This is a genomic window from Siminovitchia jepli (assembly GCF_047228825.1).
Lineage (GTDB): Bacteria > Bacillota > Bacilli > Bacillales > Bacillaceae_C > Siminovitchia.
In genome coordinates, this window is sequence record NZ_JBFEGN010000001.1 from 218,421 (window position 1) to 237,734 (window position 19,314).

Sequence of the window (19,314 nt, forward strand, 5' to 3'; positions counted from 1 at the left end):
ATAACATTATTTGTTTTTTCTCGAAAAAAATGATCCTCCCAATAAGAAAGTCGGAATACAGCTCAGGCCCAATACGAGCAGCCAGTCTGCAGGCAAAATGGGAACTGTATGAAAAATCGGCTGGAGTACCGGGACATAAATAACGGCAACCGTCAGCAGGGCCGAAGAAATAACAGCCCATACAAGGTATTTGTTTTCAAACGGGTTTCTTGAAAAAACGGATATTTCACTTCTGCAATCAAAAACATGGATAAGCTGGGCCAGTACAAGTGTGGTAAAGGCAATCGTCTGGGCATAGGCAAGATCAGCAGGGTCGCGCCTGTACACGATGATGAACGCCATTAATGTCACGACTCCGATTAAAAATCCGCGGGAAATGATTTTCCAGCCCAACTTGCGGGCAAATACGCCTTCCTTTGGATGCCGCGGTTTTCTTTGCATCACATTTTCTTCAGGCTGGTCCAACCCAAGGGCCATGGCCGGCAATCCGTCCGTCACAAGATTCACCCACAAAATTTGGATGGGCACCAATGGCAGCGGCAAATACAAAAGCATGGCGAACAGCATGACAAGTATTTCCCCGACATTTGAAGCAAGCAAATAGCGGATAAATTTACGGATGTTTTCATATATGTTTCGCCCCTCTTTGATCGCGGCCTTGATGGTGGCAAAATTATCATCAAGTAAAATTAATGAGGATGCCTCTTTCGATACATCCGTTCCCGTAATCCCCATGGCGATTCCGATATCGGCCGCTTTGATCGCAGGGGCATCGTTTACCCCGTCCCCAGTCATGGCGACAACATGCCCCCTGTTTTGCAACGCCTTTACAATCTTCAATTTGTGTTCGGGAGACACTCGGGCAAAAACGGCTACATCTTCAACGACCGCTTCCAGTTCCGGAACCGACATGTCGTTCAGCATTTGCCCGTCCATCACTTTTTCGCTTCCCTTGCCTGTTTCCAGTATCCCCAATTGCCTGGCAATGGCCCGGGCAGTAATGACGTGATCGCCTGTGATCATGATTGTTTTAATCCCGGCCTGGCGGCACTCTTCGACGGCCGTTTTTACTTCCGGCCGCGGCGGATCGATCATTCCGAACAGCCCGATAAACGTCAGTCTGCTTTCGGCTTCTTGCGCCGTTTCCGGCATTTTTGCAGCATGCAGCTCTTTGCAGCCGATGGCAATTGTCCTCAATGCCTGGGCAGCAAGCCCCTCGACAGCCTCATCCACTTCTTTTTGCATCGTTTCATTAATCGGCCTTTGCTCCCCATTCCACAATGCCATTTGACATTTCTTAACCAATACATCCGGTGCCCCTTTGGAAACAATAAAACGGCGGCCGGAGCCATCCTTGACAAGCACGCTCATCATTTTTCGGTCAGAATCAAACGGATATTCTTTTTCAATCGAAAATTCCTTCAATAGTGCATCCTTCTTATAACCGGCTTTCAAAGCAGCAATTAACAGCGCCCCTTCAGTCGGATCCCCATCCAATTGGACTTCATTCCCTGTAACAGAAACGGCGGCGTTATTGCATAATGCCCCGAATGTGAGCAGCTGCTGAAGGGTTTTTTCCTGTAAAACGTCCACTTTGTGATCATGTTCAAAAAAATCGCCTTTGAGAACATATCCGGTTCCTGTGACATCCCAGCTTTTTCCGCCGCTCCAAATCTTTGTCACGGTCATTTTATTTTGAGTCATCGTTCCGGTCTTGTCCGAACAAATGACAGAGGCGCATCCGAGCGTTTCGACTGCAGGCAGCTTGCGAACGAGGGCATTTTTTCGAATCATCCGCTGCACGCCGAGAGATAAAGCGATTGTCACGATGGCCGGCAGACCCTCGGGAATGGCCGCCACAGCAAGCGATACTCCCGCCAAAAACATCGTATACACATCGTGGCCATGGATGATTCCCGTCATGACAACAAGCAGCGTTAATACGAGTGCTACGGTAATCAATATTTTTCCGAGCTGATCCAGCCGCCTTTGCAGCGGAGTCATAACCGAATCGGCTGTCTGGATCATTCCGGCTATACTGCCCATCACGGTCGCCATTCCCGTGGCTGTTACAATCCCCACTCCATTCCCGCGGGTAACCAGTGTTCCCTTAAACGCCATATTCGCCAAATCCCCCAACGGCGGATTGGTTTCGGTGATTGGCTCTGTAAATTTGGGGGCAGGGATGGATTCCCCGGTCAAAGCTGATTCCTCAATCTCCAAATTGTTTGCGGCAACAATGCGCATGTCGGCGCCGACCCGGTCGCCGCTTGTAATTCGGATAATATCGCCGGGAACAACCTCTTTCGAATTGATTTTTTGCCAATCCCCATCCCGCAATACAGTAACTTGCGGCGCCGATAAGTTTTTTAACGCCTGCAGGGACTTTTCTGCTTTGTTTTCCTGGATAAATCCCAAAAAACCGTTAATCAATACAATGACCATAATGGCCACGGCATCCAGGTATTCGCCAAGCAGTCCGGAAATAAGCGTTGCTGCCAAGAGAACGAGCACCATAAAATCTTTGAATTGGCTAAAAAAGAGAAGGATGGCCGACTGCCTCTCCCCTTCGGATAATTCATTCCAGCCGAACTTCTCCCTTTTTTTATGAACATCTTTGCGAGTTAATCCAGTGGTTATATTCGTATGAAGTGTTTTTTCCACTTCTTCCTGATTCATTTGGTGGAATTTCAACAAGCAACACCGCCTTCCCTTCACAAGAGGTAGTTGTCCTTATCACTCCATGCTTATTCAGAAATATGGGCTTTCATGATATAATTTTTCCTACAGGTTTTTCATTTTAAGCAAAGGATGTTTTATATGGCTTTTGACGGATTATTTACACGAGCGATGGCAAGGGAACTGGATGAGGCGGTTACAGGCGGAAGAATCCATAAGATTTATCAACCGCATAAACACGAAATCATTATGACTGTCAGAAATAAAGGGAAAAATGTAAAGTTGCTCCTTTCGGCACACCCGAATGATGCCCGGGTACAATTAACGGAAGAAACGACGGTCAATCCGGATGACCCCCCTATGTTTTGCATGATGCTCAGAAAGCATTTGGAACGGGCAATTGTCCAGAGCGTTTACCAGCCGAAGCTTGAGCGGATCATCGTCATGGAGCTGAAAGGGAGAGATGACCTGGGAGACGAGTCCATCAAGCAGCTAATCATCGAGATTATGGGCAGGCACAGCAATATCATTCTTGTAAACAAAGATTATCAAAAAATCATTGACAGTATCAAACATATCCCTTCATCGTTGAACAGCTATCGAACAATATTGCCTGGCGGAACATACATTTTTCCGCCGCCGCAGCAAAAAGAAGATCCTTTGAAAGCAGACAAATTGGATATATTGAAAAATATAGACTTCAACACCGGCAAAATCGACAAGCAAATCGTACAGCAGTTTAAGGGCATTTCACCTTCGGCTGCCAAGGAGATTGTGTTTCGGACGGGACTGGTTAACCCCAAAACACTTCCCCCTGTCTTCATGGACATCATGCAAAAACTGAACCATCATCAATACGAATATACCTTAACCGCAACCGAAAATAGAAGCGAATTTTATTTGTTTCCCCTCAAACATATGGGGGGTGAATACAAGCATTTTTCCAGCTTAAGCGAAATGCTTGACACCTTTTACTTCGGGAAAGCGGAACGGGAGCGCGTCCGCCAGCAGACACTCGATCTGGAACGGTTGATGAAAAATGAGAGGGAAAAAAATGAGAAGAAAATAAGCAAGCTGGAGGCCACTTTGGAAAAAGCGGAGAAAGCGGCTGAGCTTCAACTGTTGGGAGAATTGCTGACGGCAAATATGCACGTGGCCAAAAAAGGGATGAGAGAGGTTGAAGTGGTCAATTATTACGATGAAAACGGAGGAAAGATCACCATTCCATTGGATCCCCGAAAAAGCCCTGCTGAAAACGCCCAAGACTATTTCAAAAAATATCAGAAAGCGAAAAACTCCATACAGATTGTCAAATCACAAATTCGGCAGGCAAAAGAAGAAGTGCAGTATTTTGATGTCCTGCTTCAGCAATTGGAGTCAGCTTCTGTTAAAGATATCGAAGAAATAAGGGAAGAGCTCATTGAAGGCGGTTATATCAGACGCCGAATCAAACGCGGTTTCAAGAAAAAAGGCAATGATCAACCAATCATTGAGAAATATGCAGCCGGCGATCAAACCGAAATTCTTGTTGGAAAGAACAACAGGCAAAACGATTATTTAACGAATAGACTGGCCCGGCGGGACGACATATGGCTCCATACGAAAGACATTCCGGGTTCACACGTGGTCATCAGAAACAACAAGCCTTCTGACCAGACGCTTCTTGAAGCGGCCATGCTGGCAGCCTATTTCAGCAAAGCAAAAAACTCATCCTCCGTACCGGTCGACTATACAAAAGTCCGGCATGTTCATAAGCCTAAGGGGGCAAAACCCGGTTTTGTCATTTATGATCATCAGGAAACCGTATATGTGACTCCCGATGAAGAAAAGATCAAAGCGATGAGAAAGCAATGAACTGTCTGGATGAAGCTGGACAATTCCAGCTTCTCCAGATTACTTTTAGATCTGCAAAAAGCGGTTTGCCCATTCCTCGGGATTTTCCCGCCATTTTTTCAAGGCATTCAAATCTTCTTCCGAAATTTTGTTTCGTTCAAATGCGGTTTGAATCAAATCTGAATAACCGGCAAGCGACACTACTTTTACATCCGCTTCTTCTAATTGCCTTTTTCCCTTATCCAGTTCGTACGAAAAAATGCTTACCGCCCCGAGAACATGGCATCCTGCTTCGCGCAATGCCTCTACAGCAGTCAGGACGCTTCCGCCTGTTGAGATGAGATCCTCTACTACAACAACCTTTTGTCCCTTTTCCGCTTTTCCTTCAATTTGATTGCCTTTTCCGTGAGCCTTTGCTTTGGAGCGCACGTAGCACATTGGCAGATCGAGGAGGTCGCTCACCCATGCAGCGTGCGGTATCCCTGCGGTTGCTGTTCCCGCAATCATCTCCGCTTCGGGGAAGTGAGTCCGGATCAGCTCTGCCAATCCTTTTGCTATTTCTTTTCTTACCTCCGGATATGACATTGTCAGACGGTTATCGCAGTAAATCGGTGATTTCATACCCGATGACCACGTAAACGGATCATTGGGGCGTAAAAAAACGGCTCCAATATTCAACAAATGCTCGGCTATTGAACTGCTCATCGTCCCATCTCCCATTCTCTCAATATTTTTTGGTAGACCAGATCGGGCTCCTTTGCACGGGTAATCGGCCTGCCTACCACAATTAAGGAAGAACCGGCCTTCTTGGCCTCTCCGGGGGCAACAATCCTTGTTTGATCGTCCGCTGCATTTCCCGCGGAGCGGATCCCCGGTGTAACCCGCAAAAATTGTTCCCCCGCTTCTTTTGCAATCATGCCTGCTTCGCGGGCCGAACAAACAACCCCGTCAAGCCCCGCTTTTTTTGAAAGCATTGCATAATGCAATACTGATTCATTTAAAGACCGGTCAATTAATTGCTCACTTTTCATTTGTTTTTCACTCGTGCTTGTTAATTGGGTAACCGCAATGATGGCCGGACGAATCCGTCCGGCGCCCCTTCCTTCCTCAAGCCCCTGCAAAGCGGCCTCCATCATTTCGCTGCCGCCGGCAGCGTGGACATTGACCATGTCAACTTCAAGTTTGGCCAGTACTTTCATGGCACGATAAACCGTATTGGGAATATCATGCAGCTTTAAATCGAGAAAAACGGAATGGCCGGCATCTTTTAATTGTCTGATAAAATCTGCCCCCGCTTGATAAAAAAGTTCCATGCCCACTTTGACGAAAAGCTTTTCCTCCGGGAAATGCCTTAAAAATGCAGCCGCCTCTTCCTGTCCGGGAAAATCAAGAGCGATGATCGGCCTTTTTTCTTCAAGCATGTTTGCCATTAGCCGACCGCCTTTTTCCCGCCGGACATGGGCTCTGATGATAAAACCATCGATTCCAATACACCGAGGATCGCTCTTGCCGTATCCAGGGATGTAAGGCATGGAATGCCGTTTTCAACAGATTCCCTGCGGATCCTGAAGCCGTCGCGGCGCGGCTGTTTTCCTCTTGTCATTGTATTGATCACGAGCTGGGCATTGCCCTGGCGAATCATGTCAAGCAAATTCGGCCCTTCGGAACCGATTTTATTGATGGTTTGCACTTTGATCCCTGCATGGTTTAAAAACTGTGCCGTTCCGCTCGTCGCCATGATTTGATAGCCGATCGAGGCAAATCTTTTTGCCAGCTCCGCCGCTTCCGCTTTATCTTTGTCTGCAACCGTAATAAGCACGGTTCCATGGGTTTTGATTTGGATGCCGGAAGCGACGAGACCTTTATAGAGCGCCTTTTCCATCGTTCTATCTTTCCCCATGACTTCACCGGTTGATTTCATTTCCGGTCCAAGATTGATATCCACCCTGCGCAGCTTGGCGAATGAAAAGACTGGCACTTTTACATAAACACCGTCCATTTCCCCGTACAGGCCTGTTCCATAGCCAAGGGAGGCGAGGCTTTCGCCGAGTATCACTTTGGTAGCAATGTTCGCCATCGGCACCCCTGTGATTTTGCTCAAAAATGGCACCGTACGGCTTGAGCGCGGATTTACTTCGATTACATACAGTTCGTTATTGGAAATGACATATTGGATGTTAAACAACCCCACAATTTCGAGCCCTTTACCTAATCGAATTGTATAATCGACAATTTTCCCCATCATTTCCCGGCTGATATTTTGCGGCGGATAGACAGCGATGGAGTCCCCCGAGTGCACCCCGGCACGCTCAATATGCTCCATGATTCCCGGGATAAACACATTCTCCCCATCGGAAATGGCATCCACTTCAATTTCTTTCCCGGTTAAATATCTGTCAACAAGCACGGGATGTTCCGGATTGATTTTCACCGCGTTTTCCATATAGTGAAGCAGTTCATTTTCTTCATACACGATTTCCATTGCCCGCCCGCCGAGGACATAGGAAGGGCGGACAAGGACAGGATAGCCGATTTCCGCTGCAATGTTGACGGCTTCCTCAACGGAAAACGCCGTTTTTCCTTTAGGCTGCGGAATGTTGAGTTCAGCCAAGGCCTGCTCAAATTTATCCCTGTCTTCCGCGCGGTCCAGGCTTTCAAGAGATGTTCCGAGAATGTTCACACCGCGCTCAGCCAGTTTTGCGGCGAGGTTGATGGCGGTCTGTCCGCCAAACTGGACAACAACGCCGATTGGCTGCTCCAGGTCAATAATGTGCATGACATCTTCAATGGTTAACGGTTCAAAATACAGTTTATCGGAAATGCTGAAATCGGTTGAAACTGTTTCGGGGTTGTTGTTGATAATAATCGCTTCGTATCCGGCTTCCTGAATCGCCCAAACGCTGTGTACCGTAGCATAGTCAAATTCGACTCCCTGTCCGATGCGGATCGGTCCGGATCCAAGGACAATGACACTTTGCCTGTCGGTTTTGCCGGATTCATTTTCTTCCTCATATGTTCCGTAAAAATAGGGCGTCTCTGATTCAAATTCCCCTGCACACGTATCCACTTTTTTATAGACTGGAACAATTCCGTTGTTTTTTCGCCAATTATAAACTTCTTCTTCGTCACATCCCCACAATTTTCCAAGTGTGGAATCCGCAAATCCCATTTCTTTGGCGCGTCTTCCCCATTCAACGGAAAATGCTTCCTTCTCCAATTCTTTTTCCAGTTGGACGATTTTGTGCAGTTTATGAAGGAAAAAGAAATCAATCCCGCTCCATTCATGGATGGATTCAATGGAAATGCCCCTTCTTAAAGCTTCGGCAATTATAAACAGCCGTTCATCCGTGGCGTTTTGTATTTCTGATTTGAAATCAGCCTCTTTGTAGCCGCCCGCCTCCTCGTGTTCCAGATGGTACAGGCCGACTTCCAGCGAGCGTACGGCTTTTAGCAACGACTCCTCAAATGTGCGGCCAATCGCCATGACTTCACCGGTTGCCTTCATTTGGGTACCGAGTAATCTGTTTGCCGATTCGAATTTGTCAAACGGCCATCTAGGTATTTTCGTCACGATGTAATCAATGGCTGGCTCAAAGCAGGCGTATGTTTTTCCAGTCACCGGGTTCATGAGCTCATCGAGCGTATAGCCTGCCGCAATTTTAGCCGCAAGTTTGGCGATCGGAAAGCCGGTTGCTTTTGAGGCCAGCGCCGAGGAACGGCTGACTCGTGGATTCACTTCAATAATATAATACTCGTAACTGTTTGGATCGAGCGCAAGCTGGACGTTGCAGCCGCCTTCTATTTCCAATGCGCGGATCAGCTTCAAAGAGGTGTTTCTTAAAAGCTGGACTTCTCGATCGCTCAGTGTCTGACAAGGGGCAACCACAATCGAGTCGCCGGTATGAATGCCGACGGGATCAACATTTTCCATATGGCAAACAACAATGGCATTATCATTGGAATCGCGCATTACTTCAAATTCTATTTCTTTAAAGCCAGCAATACTCTTCTCCAAAAGACATTGATGGACGGGGCTGTTTTTTAAGCCGCTGGAAACGATGGAGACGAGTTCTTCCTCGTTGTGGCAAATGCCGCCGCCTGTCCCTCCCAATGTATAGGCCGGACGGACGATAACCGGAAAGCCCACTTTTTCTGTAAATGCTGCCGCTTCCCCAACAGAGTGTACGATATCACTTTCAGGGACCGGTTCATTTAAGCCATTCATCAATTGTCTAAAAAGATCCCTGTCTTCAGCCTGTTCAATGGCAGACAGTTTTGTTCCGAGAATTTCTACGCCACATTCTTCCAATACGCCCGCTTCCGCAAGCTGCTTTGCGATATTTAATCCTGTTTGGCCGCCGAGCGTCGGCAAAATGGCGTCAGGCCTTTCTTTTCTGATGATCCGGCTGACAAATTCAACCGTCAGCGGCTCAATATAAACAGCATCGGCAATTTCGGTGTCCGTCATGATCGTGGCGGGATTCGAGTTAATGAGGATGACTCTGTAGCCCTCTTCCTTCAAAGCCAGACAAGCCTGGGTTCCCGCGTAATCAAATTCAGCCGCTTGCCCAATAACAATCGGGCCTGATCCAATCACTAAGATGCTTTCAATATCGGTTCTTTTTGGCATGCCCATCAACCTCTCTTTTGTTTGTTTCCATAATGGCCAAAAATTGATCGAAAACATATTTGGCATCTTCTGATCCCGGTGATGCTTCCGGTTCGAATTGAACGGAAAAAGCCGGGAACAATTTATGGGCCAATCCTTCTACAGACCCGCCGTTAATTTCTTCATGGGTAACAGAAAGCACATTCTCATCGATTGATTTTTTTACAACTTCATACCCGTGATTTTGCGAAGTGAAGATGATTTTGCCTGTTTGCAATTCTTTCACCGGATAGCTTGAGCCGCGATGGCCGACTTTCATTTTTTCCGTTTGGCAATTGTTTGCAAGGGCAAACAGCTGATGGCCCAAACCGATGCCAAATATCGGGATCTTTCCTTGGATGGCCCGGACTGTCTCTGTTAAATCCTGGATATGAAGCGGATTGCCGGGACCATTTGAGAGCAATACCCCATCGGGCTGCATGGAAAGAATTTCATCTGCCTCAGTATGATGGGGAACGACCGTTACATCGCAGCCCCTCTCTGTCAGTTCACGGAGAATCCCGTGTTTGAGGCCAAGATCCATGACAACGACATTGCAGCCCCGTCCCGGGACAGGATATGGTTTAACCGTTGACACTTGCTTGACTTGGTCTGCCAAAGTTTCCATGGCTTGCAGCCTGGACAGGCGGGTTTCGACTTTTTCACCGAACCCGCAAATCACGCCTTTCATTGGCCCGTTTGCCCGGATGATCCGAATGAGTTTTCTCGTATCAATTCCGGCAATCCCCGGGATATTTTTCAATTTCAGAAATTCGTGGATAGACATATTACTGCGCCAGTTCGACGGCTGCTCCGCAGCTTCCTTTACGATGACGGCTTTAACGACGGGCAGTATCGTTTCAAAGTCGTCACGGTTGATTCCATAATTTCCGATAAGAGGGTAACTGAAAGCAACGATTTGCCCGTAGTTCGACGGGTCGGTCATGATCTCTTGGTATCCCGTCATCCCCGTATGAAATATGACCTCGCCAGTTGTCTCTTTTTCGCTTCCGATCGCCTCGCCAATAAATGTTGTTCCATCTTCCAGAATAAGCTGCCGTTTCATTTACGATCACGTCCTTCCATCCATGCGGGCTTTCCGTGTACTAATGTTGCGGCAGGCCACCCTTGGCAGCTCCAGCCTGCAAAAGGAGTGTTTTTTCCTTTTGAAGCAAATGCGTCCGGATCAATTTTTTGTTCTTTTTCCAAATCAATAAGCGTAATGTCGGCCGGTTTGCCGGTTTCCAGCGTACCGCTTTCCAATTTGAAAGTTCTTGATGGGGCAATTGTCATCCAATCGATCAGCTGCTTTAATGTAAATATGCCTTTTTTGACAAAGTTCGAGTAAAGCAGTGGAAACGCTGTTTCCAGGCCAACGATTCCAAATGGCGCAGCCTGCATTCCCTTCGCTTTCTCCGTTTCGGTATGGGGGGCGTGGTCCGTTGCAATAAAATCGATTGTCCCATCAAGCAGGCCTTCTATTAAAGCTTCCTTGTCCGCTTTGCCTCTTAGCGGCGGATTCATTTTAAACTGGGCATCATCATCCGGGATATCTTCATCGCATAAAAGCAAATGGTGCGGAGAAACTTCGGCCGTTACTTTAATGCCCGCCCGTTTGGCGTCGCGGACGGTACGGACGGATTCTTTCGTGCTGATATGGCATACGTGGTAATGGCAATTTGCCGCTTCAGCAAGCAACACATCCCTTGCGATCTGGACCGATTCACAGATCGAAGGAATCCCGGGAATGCCTGACTGCTTTGAAAATGTTCCTTCATGGACAGCACCTCCGTAAATCAGTGAATTATCTTCGCAGTGGGCAACAATCGGCATATCCAATGCGGCAGCTTTCTTCATGGCTTCATACATCATTCCGGCCGATTGCACCCCTACGCCGTCATCGGTAAAGGCAAAAGCGCCTGCATTTTTCAACGCCTCGAAATCATTCAGCTCCTCTCCCTTTAAGCCGGACGTGATGGCCCCATACGGCAAAACGTTCACATAGGCCTTTTCTTCAATGCGTTTGATGAGCCGCTTCATTTGTTCTTTATTGTCAGGAACAGGGTTTGTATTGGGCATCGCAGCCACCGTCGTAAATCCGCCCTTTGCTGCTGCTTTCGTTCCGGTTTCGATTGTTTCTTTTTCTTCGCCTCCGGGCTCCCGAAGGTGGATGTGGAGGTCCACAAATCCAGGCGATACGAGCAGCCCTTTCGCATCAAACGTTTCTTCCCCGCCGCTCGGCAAATGAGGTCCCATTTCGGCAATCACCCCATCCTTAATGCGAATGTCCACATCCTTCATTGTTCCGTTATCTTCAAGCTTTTTTGCCTGTTTAATCAGCCAGTTCATGTCCCTGCCTCCTTTTATTTTTCCAATATTTTCCGCAATACGGCCATTCTTGTATATACACCATTTTGCATCTGTCTAAAAATTCTCGACCTGTTGCATTCCACGAGCCTGCCGGCTATTTCTACATCCCTGTTTACAGGACCGGGGTGCATAATAATGCTCCCTTTCTTCATCCGCTTTTCCCTTTTAAGCGTCAGGCCATACAGCTCATGATATTCTTCGGCTGTCAAGCGGGACGTGTTTTCATGCCGCTCATGCTGAATTCTCAGAAGCATGACAACATCGGATATTTCCATGGCATGGTCTATATCAATGTAATTTTCGGCATCTCCGAAAAACCATTCCCGCGGTCCCGAGTAAAATACATTTGCACCGAGGGCCGATAAAGCTTCACTGTTTGATTTTGCCACCCTGGAGTGGCTTAAATCCCCGATGATTGTAATGTTTAACCCCGAAAAACCCCCAAATTCCTGGCGGATTGTATACAGGTCAAGCAATGATTGTGTCGGATGTTGTCCGCAGCCGTCTCCTGCATTGATCAGCTTTGCGTTGACCCTGTCTTTCAGCGCTTCATAATACCGTTCTTCTTTGTGGCGGATGACCACCACATCCACGCCGATCGCTTCAAGGGTTTTGATCGTATCCTCCAATGTTTCCCCTTTTAAGATGCTTGAATGGGCCGTTTCAAACGGGACGACATCCAATCCAAGTTTTCTTTCCGCCACTTCAAAGCTCGTTCTAGTGCGGGTGCTTGGTTCAAAAAATAAATTGACGGCAAAAGTAGCTTTTGGGGGGCTCCATCCATTCCCTTTTTGGAAGGATTCCGCCATATCCAATATCGCGTAGATATCGTCTTTCGGGAGATCACACATCGAAAGCAAATGTTTCATGAACGTTCACCTGTCTTTCCGTCATAATCAAAAACCCTCTTTGCCGTTTGGGCAAAGAGGGTTCGCAAAAAAGAAGCCAGTATCATTGCAGCTTCTGTAAAACCTCCCTTTGCCAGCCTCACGGGACTGAAGTTAAAAGGGACTATTCAATTGAATGGATTGTGACTTTGTCTCCGCCGTCAGTTTCCGAAAGTTCAACGACGATTTTTTCCAAGCGGGAAGTGGGAATATTTTTTCCGATAAAATCAGCACGGATCGGCAATTCCCTGTGCCCCCTGTCCACGAGGACGGCTAGCTGGATTTGCGAAGGCCGCCCCATGTCGACCAATGCATCCATCGCCGCCCTTACCGTTCTTCCGGTGTACAAGACATCGTCTACCAAAATCACTTTTTTTTCGGCGATATCAACCGGCAAACTGGATCCTTTCACTTCAGGCTCGGCATTTTCCGTTTGAATCGTCAAGTCGTCTCTGTACAACGTGATATCGAGATCCCCTACAGGCAATTGCTCGCCTTCAATTCGTTCGATTCGTTCCGCCAGGCGCTGTGCCAGATAAATGCCGCGTGTTTTGATTCCGACCAGAACGCAATCTTCAATTCCTTTGTTTCTTTCAATAATCTCGTGGGCAATTCTTGTCAACGCCCTCTGAACGGCTTTTTCATCAAGGACAACCGCTTTTGGAGCCATGTTTCACACCTCTTTTGGTAAAATAAAAACCCTCCTGCCGATACGGCGAGAGGGTACAGTTTCTCCTTAAACGGGCACGATAAATGAGCTGCCCATCACGTTCCTTCTCAGCCTCACGGGACCGAATTTAAAGGTCTTATTAAGCTATACCAACTATATACCCGTTGATTGGATATGTCAATGGTTATGGCGCAATTTATCCAGAAGCTTCACAAAATACTGCGGCAATGGGGCGGTGAACTCCAGGTACTCCTCCGTTCTCGGATGCCGAAAGCCCAAAACGCCCGCATGCAACACTTGGCCGTCTGCCGGGATCGTATGTTTAGGACCGTATTTCGGATCGCCTGCAAGCGGGTAGCCGATATACTTCATATGGACGCGTATTTGATGAGTCCGGCCTGTCTCCAGTTCACATTCTACAAATGTAAATTGTGCAAATCTTTCTTTTACCGCAAAATGAGTGACGGCATGCTTGCCTTTTTCGTTAACCGCCATACTTTGCCGATCTGCCGGGTTTCGCCCTATCGGGGCATCAACCGTCCCGTGGTCATGCGGAATGACCCCGTGAACGAGCGCATAATATTTTCGGGTGACCGTTTTTTTGACGAGCTGATCGACGAGCCGTTCATGGGCAAGATCATTTTTGGCAACCATCAGCAGCCCGGATGTATCCTTGTCGATTCGATGAACAATGCCGGGACGCAAAACACCATTAATACCGGATAAATCTTTGCAATGGGCCATTAGTCCATTTACAAGTGTACCGGAAGGATGTCCAGGCGCGGGATGAACAACCATCCCTTTCGGTTTATTTACAACAATGACGTCGGAATCCTCATAGTAAATTTCCAGATCCATTTCCTCCGGTTCCACGTTCAGCAGTTCCGGTTCGGGAATGGAAACAGAAATTTCGTCATCAGTCTGGCACTTATAATTTGCCTTCACTTGTACTCCGTTCACTTGAACCCACCCATCTTTGATCCACTGCTGAACTTGTGAACGGGACCATTGTTCGTCAAGGGCAGCGATCAGCTTGTCAATCCGTTCCCCGTTTTCTTCACCTGAAACAAGATGCTCAACCTTTTCCATTCGAGTTCACCTTTTCTTTTCTTTCCTCACGAAAGATTTGGATCATCAACAGGCCGACGCCTATCGTCAAAGCAGAATCGGCTATATTGAAAACCGGAAAATCATAGCCGAAAATATATGTATCAAGAAAATCGACGACTTCCTGCCTGAACAGGCGGTCAATGAAATTTCCGATAGCACCGCCTAAAATAAAAGCCAAGCTTGTCTGAAAGAGGGGTTTTCCTTTCGCTTGGGTTTGCATGTAATAAATAATGCCCGCCACCACAATGGCCGTTATCATATAAAATAACCACATTTGCCCCTCCAATATTCCCCAGGCCGCACCCCTGTTGCGGTGTGAAGTGATAAAGAAAAAATTTGGAAAAACCGCAATGCTTTCCCCTATCTCCATAAAACGAACGATCAGCCATTTTGTCAATTGGTCCAATGCTATCACAAATAAGGCAATCACATAATAGGCCACGCGCAAACCCCCGAATCTTAAATGTCATTTCAATTGTATTTTAGCAAAAAGCAACAAGCCCTCCCGGCAGAAGGGCTTGCCATTATTATTTTAATTGCCTGACAACACCTGCACACCGCGGGCAAATATCCGGGTATTCCCCGTCATCCCCGACAGTTGGTGTTACAACCCAGCAGCGCGCACATGTTTCGCCTTCGGCCTTTTCAACAACTACCGCCGCACGTTCCAGCTTCAGGGCGTTTTCCGGTGCATCATCGTAAGCACCGCCTACTTCAAACGCCGACACAATAAACAATTGCTTAATGTCTTCGGAAATGCTTTCAAGCAATGCTTTTGTTTCATCATGAACGTACAGGGTAACTTTTGCCGTAAGCGACTTGCCGATCACTTTTTTGTTTCTGGCCTCTTCCAACGCTTTTAGTACATCATCGCGCACGTGCAAAAATTCGTTCCATTTGTTTTCAAGCGCTTCGCTATTGGCAATTTCCTCTGTTTCGGGCATATCGGTTAATTGAACGCTGATTTCCTCCACACCGGGGATGTATGACCATACTTCGTCCGTTGTATGGGGTAAAATCGGCGACAATAATTTCGAAAGGGCAACGACACATTTGTACATGACCGTTTGCATCGCCCTGCGTTCAAAATGATTCTCCGCTTCAATATACAGCACATCTTTTGCAAAGTCCATATAAAAAGCACTTAAATCGATTGTACAGAAATTGTTCACAGCGTGATAAATATCCGCAAACTCAAATTCCTCATACGCAGCCAATGATTCCTTCATTAAGTTGTTTAGCCGGACAAGCAAAAATTGGTCTACTTCCCGCAACTTGGCTGTCGGAACCGAATGCGCTTTTGGATCGAAGCCGGCCAGGTTTCCCAGCAGGAAGCGGAAGGTGTTCCTGATTTTCCGATAGACCTCGCTTACTTGTTTTAAAATGGCGTCGGAAATTCGGACATCTGACTGGTAATCCACCGAAGCAACCCAAAGACGTAAAATTTCAGCCCCAAATTGACTTGTGATTTTCGCCGGAACAACAACATTTCCCAAAGATTTACTCATTTTATGGCCTTCACCATCAAGCGCAAATCCGTGGCTCAGCACTCCCTTGTACGGCGCTTTGCCGGTCACGGCGACCGCCGTTGTCAAAGAAGAGTTGAACCAGCCGCGGTATTGGTCCGAACCTTCCAAATAAAGATCTGCAGGCCTTCTTTGGTCATCACGGACGACAAGAACTCCCTGGTGTGAAGAACCGGAATCGAACCAAACATCCATAATGTCCGTTTCTTTTGTAAAGATGCCGTTCGGGCTTCCCGGATGGGTAAAGCCTTCAGGCAAAAGCTCGGAAGCTTCTTTTTCAAACCAAATATTGGAGCCGTGCTTGCGGAACAACTCGGATACATGGGCAATCGTTTCATCCGTAATAATCGGCTCCCCGTTTTCCGCATAAAATACCGGAATCGGAACTCCCCATACCCTTTGCCGTGAAATACACCAGTCGCCGCGGTCGCGAACCATATTGAACAGCCGTGTTTCTCCCCATTTTGGGACCCATTTTACTTCTTTGATGGCCTCGAGAAGTTCAGGCCGGAAATCTTTAATGGAAGCAAACCATTGGGACGTGGCCCGGAAAATGACCGGCTTTTTCGTCCGCCAATCATGCGGATACGAGTGTGTAATAAATTCGAGTTTCAAAAGCGCTCCTGCTTCATTCAGCTTTTCGGTAATCGGTTTGTTTGCCTTATCATAGAACAAGCCTTCAAATCCGGGAGCCTCATCGGTCATATATCCTTTATCATCAACAGGGCAAAGGACTCCGAGTTTGTATTTTTGGCCGACATGAAAGTCGTCCTCCCCATGTCCGGGCGCAGTATGGACGCAGCCTGTTCCGGATTCAACCGTTACATGCTCTCCAAGAATGACAAGGGAGTCCCGATTGTAGAGCGGGTGTTTGGCTACAATGTACTCCAGGTCTGTTCCTTTTACCGTCTTTATTGTTTCCGGATGATCCCATCCAAGCAGGGAAGCGACATTTTCCACCAGATCTTCAGCCACAACATATTGATGGCCGTTATGCTTCACAACCGCATAATTCAAATCCGGATGCACCGCAATCCCCAGGTTGGCGGGAATCGTCCATGGTGTCGTTGTCCAAACGACAATATAAGTCCCTTCATCCAAAACATTTTTTCCATCCTTTACTGGGAAGGCGACGTAAATCGACGGAGAGCGTTTATCTTTATATTCAATTTCCGCCTCCGCCAAAGCGGACTCACTCGAAGGTGACCAATATACAGGTTTTTTGCCTTTGTAAATGTAGCCTTTCTTCGCCATTTCGCCGAACACTTTGATTTGTTCCGCTTCATATTCGGGTTTCAACGTAATATAAGGGTTTTCCCAATCTCCCCGTACACCGAGCCTCTTAAATTCCTTGCGCTGGTTGTCGATTTGTTCATGGGCGTACTCGGCGCATTTTTCCCGAAACTCTGCGATGGACATTTCCTTACGGTTTACCCCTTTGTTCGTTAACGCCTGTTCAATCGGAAGGCCGTGTGTGTCCCAGCCGGGTACGTAGGGAGCGCAAAAACCGGCCATTGATTTATAGCGGACAATCATATCTTTTAATGTTTTATTTAACGCATGGCCCATATGCAGATCGCCGTTGGCATATGGGGGGCCGTCATGGAGAATAAAAAGCGGGCGGCCTTTTGTCCTTTCCTGGACTTTGCGGTAAATATCATTTTCCTCCCACCATGCCTGGATTTCCGGCTCTCTTTTCGGCAAATTTCCCCGCATCGGGAACTCCGTTTTTGGCATGAGCAGTGTATCTTTATAATCCATTCATTCTTTTCCTCCTTAAACGTATTCTTTTAGCCATACGGCTCATCGTTCCATCACGTTTGGCAAGCCAGCATCTTTACAACGCAAATAACCTTCTCATCCCAAGCAAGGGACGAGAAGGTTATCTTCCCGCGGTACCACCCAAATAGACAAAGCGCGCAGAGGCATTGTCCACTCTGGATCGTTATCGTTGATCAGACGCTCTCAACTACTCGCCGGATGCTTTCGTTTCGAGTACTCAAGGGTGATTTTCCATATCTCTTCCATGCCGGGCTTTCACCATCCCCGGTTCGCTTGAATGGTTTGTGAGAAATGTACTTTCCCTGTCATCGCTTGATTCCCTGTAAAATTACTACTATTATATGTGAGCGGATAAAACGATGTCAAGCGCTACTCGACTTCTTCCGCTTCTTCCAGAGAAGTGAGTTCTGTAGCGTCGAGCTCAAATTCCATCAGCTTATCCCAATCGTCGCTTTGCAGCAGGTCAAGCTGAGCCTCGATCAACATGCGGAAGCGTGTACGAAATACTTTTGACTGCTTCTTTAATTCTTCAATTTCCAAGGCGATTTTTCGCGCTTTTGATAAAGATTCATTTACAATTCTGTCCGCATTTTTTTCGGCTTCACGGATGATCAGCTTTGCTTCCTTCAAAGCATTGCCTTTTACTTCTTCAGCAGCCTCTTGGGCTACAACGATCGACTTATTAAGCGTTTCCTCTATATTGTTGAAATGGCCCAGACGTTCATTCATCGAAGCCAATTTTTCTTCCAGCTCTTTTTTCTCGCGTATTAAAAGCTCGTAATCTTTTATAACCTGCTCGAGAAACTCGTTTACTTCGTCTTCATCATAACCGCGGAACCCTTTGCTGAATTCCTTGTTATGTATATCTACCGGCGTTAACGGCATCATGCCACCTCCTTGTGCTTTTTCTCTTTAAGATACATATATTATAACGAATTTCGCCCGGATCTGCGATTTTCTTTTAACATTTTTATTTGATTATCCCGAATTTTATCCTAAGCTTGTTTTTCTTTGTTTCCCCCAAAATGCCGACAATTTTGCATCTTCCGAGCCTGCGTGCCGAAATGATATCCCCCTGGAAACACTCCGTTGCCGGCTGCTCCGTTACTTTCCAGTTTAATTTTACCAGCTTTTGGCTGATAATTGATTGTGCTTTTTGCCTTGAAATGGAAAAGGCGGCAGACAGGATGGCATCCAGCCGCATCGCAGCAACAGTTGTTTCAAACTGATCCCACTTCTCTTCCCGTTCGATTGCTTCATCCAGTGCAATCTTTTGAACTGTCACATTGGCCTTGCCGATTTCTTTGAGTTGGGAGATTAAATAATCCTCTATTTCTTTACTCGAAAAAAATTGAATCCGATCTCCATTTACAATGATGTCGCCAAACTTTTCCCTCTTGATCCCCAATGACATTAACGATCCGAGCACCATGCGGTGCTCCAGATTTACAAATTTCCGGGGATAATCGATTTCGTACAAGCCGATTTGGAAATCATCTTCTTCCGGTTCCATGTATCCCGGGTAAATGAGCGCCCTTTTTCGCTCACAAGCAGGATCTCCCCCAAAAAAGGAACATCGCACGTCCGGCCCGCCACCAATTACGGACTGCAGCATATGCTGCTGGCGAGGATCAAGAAAGTCCGTTAATTTCTCTGAATAGGTGCGTTCCACAAATTCTTTCCAGTCTATTGCCAAATCAATAAACTGCTTCTCATCCTTGCGAAAATGTTGATAAATCCCAGACAAAACCGTTTCAACTCCATTTTAAAAAAGCGCAATAATCCTCCCAAACCGCGTTAGGCAAGAGC

At 47.0% G+C, this 19,314-nt stretch carries 14 protein-coding genes and 1 other annotated feature; of the genes, 1 reads left to right on the forward strand and 13 read right to left on the reverse strand.

Annotated features, from left to right (window positions below):
• Positions 1-6: 6 nt before the first annotated feature.
• A complete protein-coding gene (locus AB1L08_RS01125) occupies positions 7-2,694 on the reverse strand; it encodes a calcium-translocating P-type ATPase, SERCA-type (protein ID WP_413062822.1) in 2,688 nt (895 codons plus the stop codon).
• A gap of 126 nt (positions 2,695-2,820) precedes the next feature.
• Between AB1L08_RS01125 and AB1L08_RS01130 the strand changes: the two genes are divergently transcribed.
• Positions 2,821-4,533 carry an Rqc2 family fibronectin-binding protein gene (locus AB1L08_RS01130; RefSeq protein WP_413062823.1) on the forward strand — a complete coding sequence of 571 codons (1,713 nt, stop codon included), beginning with the start codon at positions 2,821-2,823 and terminating at the stop codon, positions 4,531-4,533.
• 45 nt (positions 4,534-4,578) lie between these two features.
• Here AB1L08_RS01130 and pyrE read toward each other — a convergent pair whose 3' ends face one another.
• The 12 genes from pyrE to AB1L08_RS01190 all read right to left on the reverse strand — a co-directional run bounded on the left by pyrE (position 4,579) and on the right by AB1L08_RS01190 (position 19,252).
• Positions 4,579-5,217, reverse strand: coding sequence for an orotate phosphoribosyltransferase (gene pyrE / locus AB1L08_RS01135; RefSeq protein WP_413062824.1), 639 nt, complete (start codon positions 5,215-5,217; stop codon positions 4,579-4,581).
• On the reverse strand, positions 5,214-5,942 hold the full coding sequence (gene pyrF, locus AB1L08_RS01140) for an orotidine-5'-phosphate decarboxylase (protein ID WP_413062825.1): 729 nt from the start codon (positions 5,940-5,942) through the stop codon (positions 5,214-5,216). Before pyrF ends, pyrE begins: the two co-directional genes overlap by 4 nt.
• The gene (gene carB / locus AB1L08_RS01145) at positions 5,942-9,142 is read right to left on the reverse strand and encodes a carbamoyl-phosphate synthase large subunit (RefSeq protein WP_413062826.1); all 3,201 of its coding nucleotides are present in this window, start codon (positions 9,140-9,142) and stop codon (positions 5,942-5,944) included. The genes pyrF and carB overlap by 1 nt, the downstream gene beginning before the upstream one ends.
• On the reverse strand, positions 9,120-10,226 hold the full coding sequence (locus AB1L08_RS01150; RefSeq protein ID WP_413062827.1) for a carbamoyl phosphate synthase small subunit: 1,107 nt from the start codon (positions 10,224-10,226) through the stop codon (positions 9,120-9,122). The genes carB and AB1L08_RS01150 overlap by 23 nt, the downstream gene beginning before the upstream one ends.
• Positions 10,223-11,509 (reverse strand): dihydroorotase, encoded by a 1,287-nt coding sequence (pyrC, locus tag AB1L08_RS01155; RefSeq protein ID WP_413062828.1) that lies wholly within the window; start codon positions 11,507-11,509, stop codon positions 10,223-10,225. Before pyrC ends, AB1L08_RS01150 begins: the two co-directional genes overlap by 4 nt.
• 14 nt (positions 11,510-11,523) lie before the next feature.
• Positions 11,524-12,399 (reverse strand): aspartate carbamoyltransferase catalytic subunit, encoded by an 876-nt coding sequence (locus AB1L08_RS01160; protein ID WP_413062829.1) that lies wholly within the window; start codon positions 12,397-12,399, stop codon positions 11,524-11,526.
• 142 nt (positions 12,400-12,541) lie between these two features.
• Entirely contained in the window at positions 12,542-13,087 is a 546-nt protein-coding gene (gene pyrR / locus AB1L08_RS01165; protein WP_413062830.1) for a bifunctional pyr operon transcriptional regulator/uracil phosphoribosyltransferase PyrR, read from the reverse strand.
• A gap of 177 nt (positions 13,088-13,264) precedes the next feature.
• Positions 13,265-14,176: an RluA family pseudouridine synthase gene (locus tag AB1L08_RS01170; RefSeq protein WP_413062831.1), complete on the reverse strand. Its 912-nt coding sequence runs from the start codon at positions 14,174-14,176 to the stop codon at positions 13,265-13,267.
• Positions 14,163-14,639, reverse strand: coding sequence for a signal peptidase II (gene lspA, locus AB1L08_RS01175; protein WP_413062832.1), 477 nt, complete (start codon positions 14,637-14,639; stop codon positions 14,163-14,165). Before lspA ends, AB1L08_RS01170 begins: the two co-directional genes overlap by 14 nt.
• 85 nt (positions 14,640-14,724) lie before the next feature.
• Complete coding sequence (gene ileS / locus AB1L08_RS01180) at positions 14,725-17,484, reverse strand: isoleucine--tRNA ligase (RefSeq protein ID WP_413062833.1); 2,760 nt, start codon at positions 17,482-17,484, stop codon at positions 14,725-14,727.
• 105 nt (positions 17,485-17,589) lie between these two features.
• Positions 17,590-17,823 (reverse strand) — a binding site (T-box leader).
• A gap of 51 nt (positions 17,824-17,874) precedes the next feature.
• Entirely contained in the window at positions 17,875-18,390 is a 516-nt protein-coding gene (locus AB1L08_RS01185) for a DivIVA domain-containing protein (protein ID WP_413062834.1), read from the reverse strand.
• An 85-nt stretch (positions 18,391-18,475) separates the two neighbouring features.
• Positions 18,476-19,252, reverse strand: a complete 777-nt coding sequence (locus tag AB1L08_RS01190; RefSeq protein WP_413062835.1) for a YlmH family RNA-binding protein — start codon at positions 19,250-19,252, stop codon at positions 18,476-18,478.
• Positions 19,253-19,314 lie beyond the last annotated feature (62 nt).